This window comes from uncultured Cedecea sp. (genome assembly GCF_947498825.1).
In the GTDB taxonomy this organism is placed as follows: domain Bacteria; phylum Pseudomonadota; class Gammaproteobacteria; order Enterobacterales; family Enterobacteriaceae; genus JGM124.
This window is the reverse complement of record NZ_CANMLV010000003.1, coordinates 1-17,206: the sequence shown is the minus strand read 5'-3', so window position 1 is coordinate 17,206 and position 17,206 is coordinate 1. Positions and strand designations below refer to the sequence as shown.

Genomic DNA, 17,206 nt, shown 5'->3' with positions numbered 1-17,206 from the left:
TCTCATTATCATAATGACTGACCAGAGAAAAAGCGAGATCACGCCCTCTGGCTGAATGAATATAACAACGAGCTGCCTGATGAATTGCTGAATAATCTGACGCCGGAAGAGTACCGGATGATAGCTGAAAAACCGGAAATATCAAAAAGTGCTTGGAACTAAAACAGGTCTACTTACACAACTAAAGCCCCACCACTAAAAATGCGGCGTTATACGGTAAGTTATATCCGGGATCAGCGTAGATACCAGCCCGCACCCGCCATTATCCTTAAAGGGCAATGGATGGCGGAGTTGGGTTTCAGTACCGGGCAGAAGGTTGAGGTGTTTACTGAGTCTGGACAACTGATTATCCGATTAGCTGAATAAAGATAACTGACTGGATATAAAGTAAAATCCCGGCTCGGTGGCCGGGATTAATTATGAGATTATCTGATTGATTTTTAATATATCTTTTTTTAAATCATCGTTAATATCTGTGGGCTGTAGTTGATTTATAACCTGCTGAATTTGAATAAAAATATTTCGCTGATCCTTCAGATCGCTTTCTTTTATCATTGATAAAGCTGCTATTAGTTCCCCATCGTAATATTCTCCAGCCAATGCATCATCAGTCATAACCTCCAACACTCTTGGCATAAGTTGAGGTATGCATAATTCCTGACGGATAGCACGACAAAGATCTTCCACTGCCAACTCTTCTATAGGTATATCGATGACACGATCGAACCACTGTTCAAGCGGAGATTGCTGACTTTGTTCCTTAGTTACATTGATATTTCCTATCAATTTACGGAAGGTCATCATATTCCATGTCCTTTTAAAGCTGATTCTATTTTACTAATAGCATCGGTTGCCCTGCCATATGCAGCCTGTGCTTCAGGGTTGTCCACATTTTTCAACGTATCTGCATGATTTCTCAACCCTCTGAGAGTATTTTGCATTTCCTGCATGTGATCCCAATACCCTCCATTCTCTTTTGGAACAGGATTACTATCCATATCCTTGAGAGTTCCAGTTATATCATGATCTTTCAGAGCATTTTTTATAGTGTTATCAATCTTCTTAATAGCACTTTCTTGCTTCTGATTAAGTTTTTCTACAGACTTTCCGTTTTGTTCCTTGGGATCATTTTCTGGAGGAGGAGGCGTACCCGTTCCTGAGCCAGAACCACCTAATTCAGCCTTCTCCGCATCCGTCAGGTTTTTACCAATGTTTGGCTGGCTGTCATCCTCTGATCCACTATTGTTCAGAACATGACCCGGTCCTCTTGTACCATCACCCCGGTTAGGATCACGCACTGCACACTGCTCGCGGGTACCTTCACAGCCTCCGCCGTCAGCGTCCCAGTCATCACCATCTACAGAACCTTTGCTTCCGTTCCCAGTAGCACCGGCCACTGCGGCAGCAGTATTTGCTGCACTACCTCCCGCAGCAACAACACCAAACAAGTTATTCTCAACATCAACTTAAAGCTTTCGATAGTAAAAAAACCATAAAATAAAACCTATCAATACCCCAGAAAGCCCCACTTTAAAATAACTAAATAACTTATCAGCGAAAAACGGGAATATGTCTTTTCCGCCACCAATCCAGTAACCAAGCAGACTGAATGACATTACGATAATGAACAGTGTAATAAAAAGGACTGAGCATAGATAAAGTAAAGCAATGAATGATCTATATCTGCTATTCATCATTGCCCCTCCTCTTTGTTTTTCAGAGCCTCATTCATCCCCTCTGTAAATCCTCCAGAAGCGGCAGCGTTCCCCGTATTACCTAAGATTGAGGGTAGAGAATTTTGTGGTGCTGGTTTGGTTATCGTCCAGACGCCAGTCGGAACCCATTCATACTGTTTCGATACTGGATTAAATATCTTATCTGCCGGAACTTTAAGTATGTTACCAGCAGCATAACCCGTAGCTGCCCCCGCCTTACTCAGAAGAGCCCCTAAGAACGGATCGTCACCTTTAAGTTCTGCTTGGTAATATCCCCCTGCCGCATTCCATGTCACTGTTGGATTATAGCCTTTACCCGCCGTAATCGCGCCGATAATCCCTGCACCGATCACATCCGACAGTTTCGCCTCACCATGTACGCCATATTGAATAACGGCACTCCCAGTTGCAGATGCTCCCACTGCGATTAACTGTTCTTTTCCTTTATTAAACCCGTTGCTGATAATGGCTTTACCACCCATTATTGCTACCGGCCAGGAAGTTGGATCACTGACAACAGATAGTATCCGGTCACCCTGAGTTATATTATCTTGCAGGAATCTTAAATCAGTACTATTAAGATAATTCACCAATGCAGCTGCAGTCGGATCTTTTAGTTTTTCATCCAGCCTGATCTGTGATGGATGGGCATCATTGGCAACATTTGTTGCTCCTTGGATCAGCTCTTGCCAGGTGACACAAGCAACGCCGCCGCCAGTACAGGCCTCAATCAGTTCTTTGCTATTTTTATTGCTGATATCAATGTACTTCTCAACGATCTTATTACAGTCTCCACCAGAGGCTTTGCAGTCCTGCATTTCCTGATCAAGCTGACGGGCTTCTTTGGAACTCAGATAGTTATTCTCTATCGTCGTCTTCCCTGCCTGAGCCGCATTCAGCGCATCCTGCGTATTTCCGCCTGTCAGGCCTCCCGCGATCCCTGCCGCCAGGCTGGCAAACGCGCTCAGGGTCGATTTCTCAACTTCTGTCAGCTCTGCCGGTTTTTTACCGTACAACTCCTGCGCCAGCATGCCCGTCGCTTCTGCTGTGACGGCGCCTGTCGCCTGCGATAACGCATTCTCGTCTTTTACCAGCGCCAGCGCCACATTCGCTATCGCGTGGGCGGCCAGTTTACCCGTCTTGTTTTCAAGACGCTGACCAATAATATTGGCGATATAAGGTGCGCTGGCGTTGGCTACCGCACTGTTAATATCCCCGTTTGCCAGCCCCTGTATCAGGGCCGTTCCGGCATCAACAATACGGGTATTATCCCCGCCCACACCCCAGCCTGAATCATTTATCGACTGCTGGACAAGATAGTCATTAACCGCTGCCGGATCGCTATTTTTACCTTTCGACTTCAGTTCTTCTTTCGCGGCCTGACGCTCTTCATCCGAGGCGGCTGCCGCTGATTCTATCGCATTTATCCTCGCATCCGTTACTGCTATATCGCTAATCTGCTGACCTATCTCCGCAATCAGCTTATGCCGTTCCAGCCGTTTTTGTTCTTTTTCTTTGTCAAACAAGGGATCCAGTTTCTTATGCGCATTCCCGGTATCACGGCTCAAATCATCCACATTCTGTTTCTGAGCCTCCGTGTCACGCACAATAATGTCACCCTCAGCCACCGCCGAACGGGTTATGTTACTGTCTTTGCCTTGATTATTTACTCCACTCAGCAACGCACTGCCCGAATTGGTCAGAAGCTGTCCGCCAATATCCCCCCCGCTGCTAATCCCGGCGCTTTGATGCTGAACCTGGAACTCCGCTTTATTTTCAATATCGCTAAAGCCAATTGTGCCGGTATCCAGCCTGTTCTTGTCCTTACTGGCTTCGCTGCGGATAGCGGCACCCTCCAGCTGGGTATGGTCACCCACCTGGATATCAAAGCCCCCTTTGCCTGCGTTAATCCCGGTTTGCCTGTCCACCGACTGGTAGTCACTGTGCATCGTTGTTTTGTCTGCACTGACAGACAAAGAGCCATTTCCTAGTCCGCCGCTACCACTGACACTGACATTTTGTTGCTTAGAATCGTACTTATCGATGGCCTGCTGGCTGCTTATTATCAGGTCACCACCCACATGGGCTTTTACTGTCTCACCACTCGCCTGGGCACCGGTTAAGGTCGTGTCTTTACCACTGTTAAGGGTAAGTGTTTTGCCTGCCTTGACGTCAGAATCCGTGTTGTACTGGCTGTTACCTTTCTCAAAACCACTGCCTTTACTCATGCTGGCATTGACATTCCAGCCCACGCCACCCTGTCCTGCTGTAATACCTACGCCAACTGAACTCCCTTTACTGTCATTTTTACTGTCCAGAACTTGGGTATTGGCTGCCGAATTTAATGCAATATCGTTCCTGGCCGTCAGGCTGATATTTTTATCGGCATTGAGGGTGCTCCCCTGGACAAGAATATTGCCTTGTCCACTTTGAGCGGTTGCCGTCAGATTAATATTATCACCGGCCGTTAAACTACTGCCCGATGCCGTTTTCTGCTCTGTTTTAGTCACAGATTTGGAACTACTGCTGCCATACGAGAGATTCACGCCGAACGAGCCGTTATTGCTTGCATCGGAATCTGGGTTCTGCGCGCTGGCTAACTGACCCGCCTGCTTTGCCTGTTCCAGTTTAAGACCGGCCTTAATTCCCTGAAGCGCTTTTAGCTGTCCGTCGTCAGTTTTCCGGGCAGTTTGTGCCGTTTCAACGGCCGTATTTAAGGCACTCCCTACTGCGCCGCTTAAAGAAACGCTCAGACCACTCTGTTTAGTTTCAACGGTAGTGATGTCGGTGCGAGTATTCTCAGCGGTCGTAATATGAATATCGCTCCCCGTTATACTCGCGTCTTTAGCCGCTATCACATCACTGCCGTGAAGACGTACAGTATCACCAGCAGCCAGATCGATACTGCCCGCCGTACTGCCGATCACGCTGCCTTTTTTCTGGTTGCTGTCCGTATCGGTAGTCTGTTTAACGGCCTGTTTTCCGACAGTAAAGCCGAGTCCTCCACTGCTTAGCAGGCCCGATTTGGTCGTTTTTGACATATGGGTTTCATGCCGGGCCTCATCGGACGTACCAATATTGAGCTGACGATCCGCTTTGATCTTCACGTCATCAGTACCCAACACATTGCTGCCTTGAATATTGATATCATTGCCTGAAGCTATCTTGACGGTCTTACCACTAAAAATGCTACCCAGTGCGGTACGCTCGCTAATTTCGTCATGGCTTTCTTTTGTGGTACTGGACAAAAAACCTTTACTGGTATGTTTAGTATGCTTGGTGTAATCACTAGCTTCAGTACCCGATACCAGATTGACATCCCGTACGGCATTAACATTCAGCGTTCCTTCGCTGGAGACCTGTGCCGCTTTCGAGGAGATATCCTGCCCGGCAGAGAGCGTTAAGTCGCCTTTGGTATGAATCTCTGCCCCAACTTCGCGGCTACTTTCCCCGCGATAATAGTTACTGCCATTATGGGTATAATCAAAAGATGAGCCAACATTGCCGGTATCCAGCGTGATGTCTTTACCCGCGCTGATCGTTGTTTTACCCTGCTCACCCAAATTCCCCAGGGAACTGGCAGTAATATTGATATTCTGTATTGCCTGGAGGGTAAGTTCTCCATTATCGCCAGTCACATAAATACTGGCCGGGCGGTCTAACCAGGCAGATTTATCGTCCCCTCGCTGTACCGTTTCACTGGTAATATTCCTTCCTGCAGAGAGCGATACGCGATTCGTTCCGCGGATTTCTCCGCCAGTATTACTGATATCTTTAAGTGCTGTCAGGGCAATATCATTACCCTGTAGTCGGCCACTATTTTTAATATCGTCAGCACGCAGGTCGGTAAGTTCACGGCTACTGATTTCACCGCTGTTCAGGGCACTGCCGGTGATATCTGCCAAGACCGTTTTGCCACCTAATAAGGCACCGTTCCCGCTGAGATCCCCCTCACGGGCTCGGACATACACCTGCGGCACGCTGACCAGTTCGACGCGTCCATCAGGAAGCGTAATTTCTTTATTTACCAGCCACACAATATCAGTCGTCAGGTTAGCCATCTGGTTTGCGGATAAGGCGACGCCGGGTATCAGGTTGTACTCTTTGCCAAACGCAACTCCGCTATTCAGTAATGCAAGGTATTGTTCTTCGTCATTCTTGTAGTTAGCAAACAGACGCTGTCCGGTAGCGTTAATAAGCTGCTCTCTCACTAACCGCTGTTCATAGTATCCATCGCCCAGTCGTTTATGGAGCTGGTCGCTAGTTATGATATCAATGCTGGACAACCATTTCTTTTTGTTAGTAAAACGTGGGTCTGTCTCGATTAGATATTGGCTATCACTACCCGGTTTTAAGATAAATAAACTGTTGTCTGGCAGGGTGATATTTGGGCCAACGGTTTTAATCACGACATCGCTACCCTCTTTTAGCGATTTGGTCGTTATATCCTGTCCTTGTTCACCATTTAATGACGAGTCAGAGACTTCCCCTGCCTGCTGGCCGAGTTGGTTTTCTTTTACTGCATCGAGTGGTATTTGTGTGATACCGCCAGCCTGCTCACTGACTTCCATCAGGTTAAGTGCCAGGCTCTGTTCACTATTCTCGCCCTGGTATTTTGATGTACTGGTCCGTGTGCTCCAGGTGCCACCGCCTTTATAACGATAAATCGTCTCCCCTTCATCTATCACGCGCCGAATACCCTGCGCTTCTTCATTATTTAATGCACTCCCCGTCAGGACTAAATGTTGCCCTGCCACGATGCGCGAATTTTCGTTATTAAGGGATTGTCCATCCAGCGTCAGGTTTTTACCACTGGTGATAAGCGCTGCATCTTGTTTGACAACCTGAGTTTCATAGGTCTTACGATCGTAATTGTACTCATAAAAATCTTTGGTTATATTTCCGTATTCAAACATGCGCCAGCGATTTGAGGTTTCATAATTAATGCCAACATTGGTATTTAATGAACCATCCTCGTTAATGGCATAACGCTCTTGATTACCGTTTCGTGGCTGAATTTTGTAGCGGTTACCATTACCAAAATCAAACCACTCAAAATGTTCACTGCTGACTTCAACAACGTTATCCGTTAACTGTAAGTGAATATCTTTATTTTCCAGTGTCTGGGTTTTAAGGATAAGGTTACCCGCAGCTTCAATACTGGCGCTGTGATTTTTAACACTCTTTGCGTGGCCTGTTGCTTTGAACTGGTCGTCTAACTCGCCACCTATCGCTAAATCGCCGTCACTGTATATCAACCCGTGATCCCGGTTAAGCAGTTCGCCAACCGCGATATTCACTGATTCGCGGCCGGCTATTACGGCAGATTGCGCGTCTTGCTTGTCGTTAACCAGTGTTTTCACCGCAATCGCAATCGCATCACCGTAAACTTTACCCGTGCCGAGGTTATACAGCGACTGGCCAATAATATGTGTGAATACGCTGTCGATTAAACCGGTATTATGAATGCTGCCGGAAGCGCTGATGTGTGTATTATTTCCGGTGATTTCGCCGGACAGGCTGTTAATAAGATAGGTTGTCGTCAGCGATAAATCACCTAAACTGGAGATAAGCCCTTGGCTAGTCAGCCCTTGCTGAAAATGGGCGGCCAGCCGCTCACCCGCCTGGATACGGCCAGTATGGGTAAAGGCTTGATTCACTGATAGCGATAAGTCTTTTTGTGCAAGTAATTTACCGTTACCGGTTAATTGATTCACTGCTATCTCAGCCGAACCGTTACTGACCATCACGCCCTGGTCATTCGCCAGATTTAATTGCTCACCTTTGACATCATCGCTCACATTTAGCTGGCTACCCGCAGATAACATTCCCTGAATATTATTTAGCAACTGGCTAATGTTCGCGTTTATCTTCTGCCCTGAACGGACTGCGCCTTGCTGATTACTAAGTTCTTTTGCTGTTAGTAATATATTTTGCCCTTCGATACCCATTCTGGCCTGGGCGGTTTCATTATTGTCGATTTTTTGGCTGGTTATGGTGAGGGTTTTATTTGCTTTAACCCAGCCCTGAGTATTCGCGAAATAATTTTCCAGGGTTAGCGTAACGTCCCCTAATCCTTGCAACGTTCCCTGATGGTTATCAGCTGATTCGGCCTGAATATTGAGGCTGTTACCCGACAGAATTTTGCCCTGGGTATTATTGAGATGATTTTGAACAATCAGGTCGGTGTTTGTCTGTGACTGAGCAATCCCCTGAGTATTATTCAGCGAGGTTCCTTCAATATGAAGATCTGCCTGACTCAGGAGGATCCCGGACTGGTTATCAATCTGGTGACCGCGAAGATAAATACCCGCCTGGCCCTGTATCGTTCCTTGTGCATTATGGATATCGCCTGAGTTCAGGCCTAGTTCGCCATGACTGGCAAGAGTACCTTTTTGGTTAAACAGAACCTGTTGCTGGGTGTTTATCGTCAGATTACCACCAGAAAGTACTTGCCCTTGCTGGTTATTCAGTTGTTTGGTGGTTAGCGTAGTTGAGCGGGTCCCCTGAATCAGCCCCTGCTGGTTGCTCAACTGTCCGCTGCTGATCGACAGCCCCGCGCCGCTCAGTATCCCGCCAGTCTGCGTGGTCTGATCGTTATTAATCCCCTGGTTTTGGGTATTGATCGTCAGCTGTTTTTTCGCCTGAATAAGGCCTTTCTTGTTATCAAGCTCACCAGAAACAATACCAAGGGTTTCTGTGGCAAGAATTTCACCTTCACTGTTATTCACCTGCTTTGCGTTAGTATCAAGGGTGATACGGCTGCCCTGTATCCTCCCCTGGTAATTACTCAGTTCCCCAGTATTCAGATCCAACGCTTGCTGTGCAAAAATCCCCTGTCCATCTGCCGTGGCCTGATTAATTAATTTATGGCCCTGGGTATTAATAGCCACCGTTTTTCCGCTGATAATACCTTGACGATTATCAAGCTCACCAGTTTGTACTTTCAGCCGAGACTGACCTTCCAGTACGCCTTGGCTATTATTGAGGCTTTTGCTATTTAGCGTGAAATCACGCTTAGCGATAAGGTGTCCCTGGGTATTATTTATCGCTTCCTGCGCTGACAGAGTTAAGGTATCAGCAACAATTTCGCCCTGTTGATTATCGATTCTTTTTTGGGCAGTCAGTCTGGCGTTAGTAGTTGCTACTAAATGGGTGTTTTGTGTACGGATATCACCTGTGGTTGCAGTTAACGCGATATCTTTCGCCTGAGCGCTGGAATGGGATAGGTTCAGTTCACTGCCTGTCACCGTAAGCGAATCTTTCGCTATGATATCACCTTGTAAAGCAACCTTATTTTTACCTTGTACGGTCAGGGATCCTGCAGTGGTTAGTTGACCTTTACTGTCAAGGCCAGCGGCAAGTAACGTTGCCTGATCACTCTGAATCTTAGCCGCATCAAGATGTATATTCTGCCCCGCAATGACCTGCCCTTTATTAGCATTTATAATGTCATTTCTGGCAGTTAACTGAATATTTTTACTTGCCAGCAGTGTCCCCTGGTTATCAATAGCCTGCTGGCTGTTAATTGCGATATCCTGGTTTGCACTCATCACGCCGGTATTACTGATTTTCCCGTCAGCGGATAACGAAATATTCCCTACAGTAGCGCCAATATGCCCCGCATTGCGTACCCCAAGCCCTTTTTCGGTCCCAACAAGGCGAATTTTATTGGCATACATCCCACCCAGGTTTGCAACATCGATCGCAAAATCTTCTGCACTGTCGGTTACTGACTCAGTACTGATAACCTTGCCATTCGCATCAGTACGATTTTTTCCTGTCGTAACTGTGAGATCTTTGGCATGGAGTTTGGCATTAATTTTAACCGCACGGGCAATCAGTTGGGTATAGTCACTTTTTTCATCATTCAACCCATTGCCTGTAACGGCAATCTGCCCGTTTTTAACCTCAAATCCGGCGATTTTACCTTGCTCTAATAAGACCTGTGCTGCGGCCAGCGTTGTTTTATTTGCATTAATAAAACCGCAGCCACTACAGGTAATACCCGCAGGGTTAGCAATAATGACATCAGCACGTTTCCCGGCGACCTCAACAAAACCATTAAGCTTGCTCGGGTTAGCGCTGTTAACTTCATTCAGTATCACATTGGCTTCGCCTTTAGCTAACCAAGGATTACCGGTAACAAGCCCACCTAACTGTGTCTGCGTGTTAACGGCACTGTTATTGAGGATCGCGCCGTTTTTATCGACATCAAAATTCTGATATTTATTGTGAGAAACGCCGTTGTTGTTGGGGGTCTGGATATTAACCTGAGGCGTGCCATTGGCTCCGGCAATAATGGTTGGCTGTTGATTTCCTGGCGCCTGGCCATCAGCGACAATCGCCGCCTGTGTATTCAGAACAACCGATCCACTTGCCAGGGCAAGGCTCCAGGCAAGCGGTTTTAATATCGCATTTAACGTCACGGAGTGACTATTCTGGGTTCGCTGCGCAGACGAGGTTTTAACACGGGACTTCGCAATATCAGCAACAACCATTAGCATCTGGCGGGCGCGGTTGAAAATAATACGGTAACAGTGCTTATTCATAATAAACGCCTCAAGGATATCAGTAAGCCCAATTCAGGCTGAAGGCAAAAGTCGCATTGTCGGTTTTAAACCCGTCGGGTTTGGAAAATGGGGTGCCGACAGAAAGGTCATAGCTGATATGCCAGGGAAGCACACCCTGTAAGCCTATCGCTCCCCCCGCTAAATGTTGGCCTACCATCCAGTTTTTGTTATGGCCACTAACATGACCATAATCTACGCCAAGATAGAGAGATTGCTGTGGAATTGGGGTTTGCCAGGTCAGCGTATTTTTCACAGTCCAGCCACTGTCAGAACTTAATGTACGTTCGCCATCAAACCCACGCACGGTCCAGCGGCCTCCAAGGCTAAACTGATCCTGCGGAGTCAAAGGAGTACTGCTGAGCTGTCGGTTATACTCAACGCGGTACTGAAAGGCCTGTTCGCCCAGTGTAAAAGGCGTATTGAGGGCGGTGGAAAAATTGACAATTTTTGCCAGAGCAGTAGCGTAATCTTCACTGCCCGGCGTGCGATATTCTTCAAATGCCGGCATAGCGCCAAACCAGCGTGTTCCACGTTGATAGCTTAAGTTCGTGTCCCAAACGACTCTGTCTAAATACTGGCGATGATCAAGCCCGACCTTCCAGCTGCTGGTCCGGCGTTTTTGGTTTTCAATCTCAGTATTATTGACATAATTACGGGTTTCTTTGATATTCACGCCATAGCTCAGCGTCGTTTTTGCCACATTATTACGAAACAATAGACGGCTTAACTGGGTGCTTAAGTTACGACTCTTACCGGTGTATTCAATATCGTTGTTGAGTCCGGCAACAGTCTGTTTATATTCATAATCACTACCGGTAAAAGATAATTGCCAATAGCCAAATGGAACCGAATAGTGCCCGCTATAATTCGTTGAACCTTTATTTTTAGAAAACAAGAGATCTTGACTGACGGTGACATACAATAAGTCGCTGAGCGTTGTAGGATTATCCCATGCAAGCATCAATCCCGCCTGTGATTTTCCTGTGTCATCAGTACCGGTATTATCGACCCAAGCATTGATACGCCAAGGTTTAGTTTGTTGGCGTGTAATAACAATATCACTCTCTCCTGGTGCGTCACCTGGCTCAATATCCATTGAAGCTTGTACGGTCGGTATACGCTGTAGGTTTTCGAGTCCCTGTTCAATATCACGTAAGTCCAATAAATTACCGGAATGAGCTGGCATGGCGCTATATAGCGTTGCGCCTGTATTAGCATCATCGCGATAACGAACCTGCCGAATCACGCCTGGGTATACGGTTAACTGAAGTGTGCCAGAAGATAAATCTTGCTCTGGCACCAGTACACGAGACGTTATCCAGCCATGCGAAACCAGTCGGTTCTGCAGCAGTGAAATCAACTGGTTAATGCCTTTCACTCCCAGGCACTGCCCGACAGCAATGCTGGCAAGACGCTGGAAGGGAACCCAGTGCGGAAATGCCTCTGTGCCATTTATTTCAACGCGCGAGATATCAAAACAGACTGATTCCTGGGGAAAATGCGTTGCCGCCGACTGGCTGTCGGGAGCCTGTAAGCGAATATCAGGTGCACTGGCTTCAAACCGCTGCTGTAAAACATCTTGCTGCTGTGCTTGTCGCTGGAAAATTTTATCACCGCTGACTTCTGCTAATGCCGCAGGTGAGGTAAATAAGGCTATTAATCCTATTTTATATAGAGTCAGAAATTCATTTCCCTGGCGCCACTTGTTAAAATCCATCTTCATTTATCATCATTTTCACATTAATTTGGCTTTATATATTGTAGTTCTAGTAAAAATAAATTCAAACACATACTTAACCACAGCGTCACTATTAAGTGTTTTTTATTTTAAAATCAACCTACTTATCAATTCTAAATTTTTTGTTAACATTCTATTTCGGCCATAAATCGCACCCAAGGAAAAATCCTAAAAGGTATGCTTTTCATACAAGGGGAAATATGTTTGTTGATTATATTAATGAATTGAATCTTAAAGGGATATTTATTTTAAATAAAATGTTATCAGCTTTTCTCATCCAGTAAAAATGAAATGGTTCTAATGATTTTTGAAAAACTAACGAATCATATCTCTGTGAATCGCGATTTTCGTTAATTATAAGAAATTTCGCATACTTTTATCTGACATGATTATTCTGAATATTTATACCACTATTCCTGGCACAGAAATGTGAGGAAATATACCATTCATTAAAAAGGGTGTGTTTGGTGACGGACGTATCTATTTCTGGGAATTCAATCAAGACGGTAAAAAAGTAACCCATACACCTGAAGGACGATGGCTCTTCTCTGATAGTTATATGGGGCAGAAGCCGCCAGACCAGGCCTGGGATTAAGCTATGTTCCTGAAGAGCTTGTCGCAGATGGTTCAAAACGAGGCCGGCTTACCGGGCTCTTAGAGCACTAAAGCCTTAGCCTGGAGGTTTCGTGCCTTTATTGTCCTCATCATAATGTATCATCCGTACTGAGAGTCGTCATCGATACATTCAAGATCTGAAACCACTCACGAGATTATAAATATGATAGAGACAGCGCGTTTGATCCTCAGGCAATGGCAGGCAAGTGATTTAGAACCGTTCGCCGAACTGAATGCTGACCCTGACGTAATGCGCTATTTTCCGGCCCCATTAAGCCGTGAAGAAAGTGATAATCTGGCGAACCGCTTTAAGAATATTATTGAGGCTAACAAAGGATGGGGATTTTGGGCAGTAGAGTTAAAAACAACGGGAGAATTTGTCGGAACTGTCGGTTTACTGCATCAGGCTGAGCGCTTCGCTTTTTCACCCTGTACAGAAATTGGCTGGCGCCTGGCAAAAAACTTCTGGCACCAGGGAATTGCTCTGGAAGCCGCAACCTGCGCACTGAATTTTGCCTTTAATCAGCTATATCTTGATGAGATCGTTGCGTTTACCGCGGTTCAGAATACACCGTCAGAAGGGTTGATGAAACGCCTGGGTATGGTAAAGCAGCCGTCTTTTATGCATCCTGCCTTGGCTGTCTCTCATGTTCTGGCTAAGCATCGGTTATATAAAATAACCAGAACGGGGTGGCTTGAAAAATCCATTTAATCAGTCAGCGAATAACCCACGGCATGCCAGATACGGAGCCATGCCGCAGGCAAAAAAAAAAAAGCCTGTTGCATAAATTGCAACAGGCTTCTTAATGTACAGGGAGTCAGCAGAACTGTACTAGATATGCAGTTCTTTCAACGTCTCTTTTGGCAAAGCCAGCGCTTCGTTGCTGTTAACGCCAACACCATGTTCAATAATGTGACGGGCGATAGCCTGCGCTTCTTCCAGAGAGTGCATATGCCAGGTTCCGCACTGATAGACGTTCAGCTCAGGGATCTGTTTCTGCTCTTTCACTTTCAGCACATCTTCCATGGCTGCCAGCCAGGCATCAGCAACACGTTGCTCTTCTGGTACGCCAATCAGACTCATATAGAAACCAGTACGGCATCCCATTGGCGAGATATCGATAATCTCAACACCATTACCGTTGAGATGGTCACGCATAAAACCAGCGAACAGATGTTCCAGAGTATGGATACCTTTTTCTGGCATCACTTCTTTATTTGGAATGCAGAAACGCAGGTCAAATACAGTAATGGTATCGCCGTGAGGCGTATGCATCGTTTTCGCTACACGAACAGCCGGAGCATCCATACGTGTATGATCTACAGTGAAGCTATCCAACAATGGCATCTCATTACCTCCAATAAGTGATTTTTTTTTAAAATAAATGAACTATTCTTTCCAGTATGCATCTTAATACATGAAAGACGCGCATTTATTATCATCATCACTGGATTCAGCGATGAATTTTTGGCCACAAGTATGTGGCCTTTTCTTTATCTGTCAGCTGTTTTTTTCCAGCCAGCGTTCAAATGGTTCAGAATCACTGGCCTCAATAGACTGCTGACGAAGCCAAGACGCATCACGCTCATTCTGTAACTGCTCAATCGTCAGTATTTCTAACGGCTCTGAAATCAGCTCCTGCCGATACTGTGCAGACAGCTCCAAACCTGTGCCATCGATTCCCTTTTCAATCATAGATTGTAGTATACGAGCAGAATAGGTTTGTGACGGGTCATCAAAACAGTTAACCAGTTCGGCACAAACCTGCTGGTAATCCTGGTTTCCGGCAATGCCATCAAGCACTTCAGCAACACGGGTCAGGTCAGCAAACAGTCCATGCCCTACTTCGGAAAGTGGATGCTGAGCTGTTTCACAGCCGATACCCAGAGTCAGTCCAGGTTTACGTCCTTCAAGGATCACGCGATTCCAGTTAACACGCGTACAAAGTAGCTCTTCGCTGCTCATCGAAGGCGCATCTGCCAGAGCACACCAGATCATAAATAAATCAAGGAAACGAATTTGCTTCTCATCAACCCCTATTGCCGAGAACGGGTTGATATCCAGCGAACGTACTTCGATATACTCAATACCGCCACGTAATAACGCGTCAGACGGCGACTCACCGTCACGCGTAACACGTTTAGGGCGGACAGGGGCGTACAGCTCATTTTCAATCTGCAGTACATTGGTATTGATTTGTAGATGCTTGCCATCTTTCATTAAGCCCACTTTGGCATAATCTTCAGAAGGCGTATGAATCGCGGCTTTCAAACCTTTGACATAGGTCTCAAGGTCATTAAAAGTAATACCCAATGCACTTTGTGATTTATTGGTGTAGCCAAGATCGCTCAGGCGCAATGATGTCGCATAAGGCAGGTAATACATGCCTCCGGGCGTTTTTTCAAACGGCAGCGAACTTGGTTTACCTTGTAAGAAAGAAGAGCAGATTGCTGGCGATGCTCCGAAGAGATAAGGAATAACCCAGCCAAAGCGGTAATAGTTGCGGATCAAACGGAAATAGCCATCAGAGATGGCCTCTTTGCCGCTCTGGATATCTTCAACACCACATTTAGCCTGCCAGAACGACAAGGGGAGTGAGAAGTTATAGTGCACGCCAGAGATAGTCTGCATTAACGCGCCGTAACGGTTTTTTAGTCCTTCACGGTAGAGTGTTTTAAAACGCCCAATATTAGAACTGCCATATTGGGCCAGCTCTATGTTCTGCCCGTCTCCAATGAAACAGGGCATACTGAGCGGCCACATACGTTCATCACCTAGCTCACGTGCCGTATAGCGATGAATATCGCGCAGGAACGCCAGCATATGCTCAATATTGTTATCGACCGGAGTAATAAATTCCAGGAGAGCTTCTGCGAAGTCAGTGGTAATCCACTTATGCGACAATGCTGAGCCCAGAGTTTCTGGATGCCCGGTTGTTGCTAATTTCCCTGCGGGCGTTACACGAAGAGTTTCGCGCTCCAGGCCACGACCAATACCTGTCACTGCCTCAGGATTTTTTTCCAGCCAGGCTAGCGCCTGTGATACGTCCGGGATCAAATTGACCTCCCGCCTGTTGAATTTATTGTAATAAGCATAATTATTTGCCGATTATATACCCAAAATAATTCAAACTGCCTGTGGGCGCCAAGCTCAGTCCGTCGATGTACATAGATTGACTATGTGATTCGGCGTTCCGATCGCTGACAATACCCAGGCAACTTAAAGTATGACGGATAAATGTAGATACCACGCCACTATTGCCACCAAGCCATCCCTTGTAAGGTTGCTGCCGCTACGATGATATAACGCAGCGCTTTACCCAGGCACAAGAAAAATACTACCGGTCCCATGCTAAAACGTAACCACCCAGCCAGCAGGCACAGTAGATCGCCTATTAATGGCACCCAGCTCAACAAGAGCGTTGCCGGGCCAAAGCGAACCAACCAATCTTTCACTTTTCCCTGCCAGCGTGACTGGATACGCTCAGGAAAAAAGCGCCCCAGCATAACGTTAGTCATACCACCAAGGCTATTACCTATTGTTGCTATTAAAACAAGTGCCCATACCGGCCCTGCACCTGCAACCAATAATGCGACCAGCACGGCTTCAGAACTTCCCGGAAGCAATGTGGCACTCAGGAAGCTACTGGTGAAGAGAGAAGCAAATGACAGTATCTCTGTCACAGTACACGCACGTCTACAGCATCCATACCCGCCCGATGTGCAGCCTGAATACCAAAATCCGCATCTTCAAATACCAGGCATTTCTCAGGCGCAATACCCATCAGTTCAGCACAACGTAGGAAAGTATCCGGTGCAGGTTTATGATGTTCTACATCATCAGCTGTAACCACTGCGACAAAGTACTTTCGTAAGTCCAGCTTTTCAAGCAGGGCTAAAGCAAGACGGCTTTCGCTTCCCGTATCGATTGCCATCGGCCGGCGGCCATACCACTCTTTAACCACATTAATCAACGGCAAGGGTTGAACAGAATCCAGTAAGATACTGCATAGTATTTTGTTTTTTTCGGCAGCCAAGTGATGTGCATCAAGAACGCTATCATGACGGTCAATAATTGCCTGAGCAATACGCCAGGTTGGCGAACCATTCAGCGCTATCATAGACTCTTCATCGTAATCCATACCATAACCTTCAAGCACGATACGCCAAGCTTTACGGTGCGTCGGCTCAGTGTCCAGAAGGGTGCCGTCCATATCGAAGATTAATCCATCGTAGCGTTCGTACATCTCATCTCTCACATTATAAAATGCCGGGGTGCTACTTTAGCGTAAATGGTTAATATTGTCGCTTATTGTAACGAGAGGATCCCTCATCATCGAAAGGGAGAATAAGAGAAACAGAGCCAGACAGGATACAGATGATACGGGTCATAAACACGACTAAGCGGCATTAATGAAAATTAGCGTTTAATTGGAGGTTTAAAACAGAGAGGATGTGGAACTTGAGGTTATATATTGATGATTAAAAATGGTGCATCCGGGAGGATTCGAACCTCCGACCGCTCGGTTCGTAGCCGAGTACTCTATCCAGCTGAGCTACGGATG

The 17,206-nt window shown here is 46.3% G+C and carries 10 protein-coding genes and 2 pseudogenes; 4 read left to right on the top strand and 8 right to left on the bottom strand.

The window, feature by feature from the left end; all coding sequences use genetic code 11:
• Positions 1-48: 48 nt before the first annotated feature.
• Together Q1A40_RS05085 and Q1A40_RS05080 are read left to right on the top strand one after the other, a co-directional pair.
• A pseudogene (locus tag Q1A40_RS05085) lies at positions 49-162 on the top strand (IS3 family transposase); the annotation flags it as partial.
• A 39-nt stretch (positions 163-201) separates the two neighbouring features.
• Positions 202-366, top strand: coding sequence for a SymE family type I addiction module toxin (locus Q1A40_RS05080; protein WP_299998362.1), 165 nt, complete (start codon positions 202-204; stop codon positions 364-366).
• Between the two features lie 51 nt (positions 367-417).
• Here the strand turns inward: Q1A40_RS05080 and Q1A40_RS05075 are convergent, their stop codons facing one another.
• The 4 genes from Q1A40_RS05075 to Q1A40_RS05060 all read right to left on the bottom strand — a co-directional run bounded on the left by Q1A40_RS05075 (position 418) and on the right by Q1A40_RS05060 (position 12,005).
• Positions 418-804 carry a contact-dependent growth inhibition system immunity protein gene (locus tag Q1A40_RS05075; protein WP_299998361.1) on the bottom strand — a complete coding sequence of 129 codons (387 nt, stop codon included), beginning with the start codon at positions 802-804 and terminating at the stop codon, positions 418-420.
• Positions 801-1,448, bottom strand: coding sequence for a polymorphic toxin type 28 domain-containing protein (locus tag Q1A40_RS05070; protein WP_299998360.1), 648 nt, complete (start codon positions 1,446-1,448; stop codon positions 801-803). The genes Q1A40_RS05075 and Q1A40_RS05070 overlap by 4 nt, the downstream gene beginning before the upstream one ends.
• A gap of 245 nt (positions 1,449-1,693) precedes the next feature.
• Positions 1,694-10,267, bottom strand: a complete 8,574-nt coding sequence (locus Q1A40_RS05065) for a hemagglutinin repeat-containing protein (RefSeq protein WP_299998359.1) — start codon at positions 10,265-10,267, stop codon at positions 1,694-1,696.
• A 19-nt stretch (positions 10,268-10,286) separates the two neighbouring features.
• On the bottom strand, positions 10,287-12,005 hold the full coding sequence (locus Q1A40_RS05060; protein ID WP_299998584.1) for a ShlB/FhaC/HecB family hemolysin secretion/activation protein: 1,719 nt from the start codon (positions 12,003-12,005) through the stop codon (positions 10,287-10,289).
• 484 nt (positions 12,006-12,489) lie between these two features.
• Here Q1A40_RS05060 and Q1A40_RS05055 point away from each other — a divergent pair.
• Positions 12,490-12,782: pseudogene (locus tag Q1A40_RS05055) on the top strand (LysR substrate-binding domain-containing protein); the annotation flags it as partial.
• Between the two features lie 22 nt (positions 12,783-12,804).
• A complete protein-coding gene (locus Q1A40_RS05050; protein ID WP_299998358.1) occupies positions 12,805-13,353 on the top strand; it encodes a GNAT family N-acetyltransferase in 549 nt (182 codons plus the stop codon).
• 120 nt (positions 13,354-13,473) lie between these two features.
• On the opposite strand, the gene luxS is transcribed toward Q1A40_RS05050, so the two are convergent.
• The 4 genes from luxS to yqaB form a co-directional block, all read right to left on the bottom strand.
• The gene (gene luxS / locus Q1A40_RS05045; protein ID WP_299998357.1) at positions 13,474-13,989 is read right to left on the bottom strand and encodes an S-ribosylhomocysteine lyase; all 516 of its coding nucleotides are present in this window, start codon (positions 13,987-13,989) and stop codon (positions 13,474-13,476) included.
• Between the two features lie 153 nt (positions 13,990-14,142).
• Positions 14,143-15,699 (bottom strand): glutamate--cysteine ligase, encoded by a 1,557-nt coding sequence (gene gshA, locus Q1A40_RS05040; RefSeq protein WP_299998356.1) that lies wholly within the window; start codon positions 15,697-15,699, stop codon positions 14,143-14,145.
• A 197-nt stretch (positions 15,700-15,896) separates the two neighbouring features.
• Positions 15,897-16,325, bottom strand: a complete 429-nt coding sequence (locus tag Q1A40_RS05035; protein WP_299998355.1) for a YqaA family protein — start codon at positions 16,323-16,325, stop codon at positions 15,897-15,899.
• Positions 16,322-16,888 carry a fructose-1-phosphate/6-phosphogluconate phosphatase gene (gene yqaB / locus Q1A40_RS05030; protein WP_299998354.1) on the bottom strand — a complete coding sequence of 189 codons (567 nt, stop codon included), beginning with the start codon at positions 16,886-16,888 and terminating at the stop codon, positions 16,322-16,324. The genes Q1A40_RS05035 and yqaB overlap by 4 nt, the downstream gene beginning before the upstream one ends.
• Between the last annotated feature and the right edge of the window lie 318 nt (positions 16,889-17,206).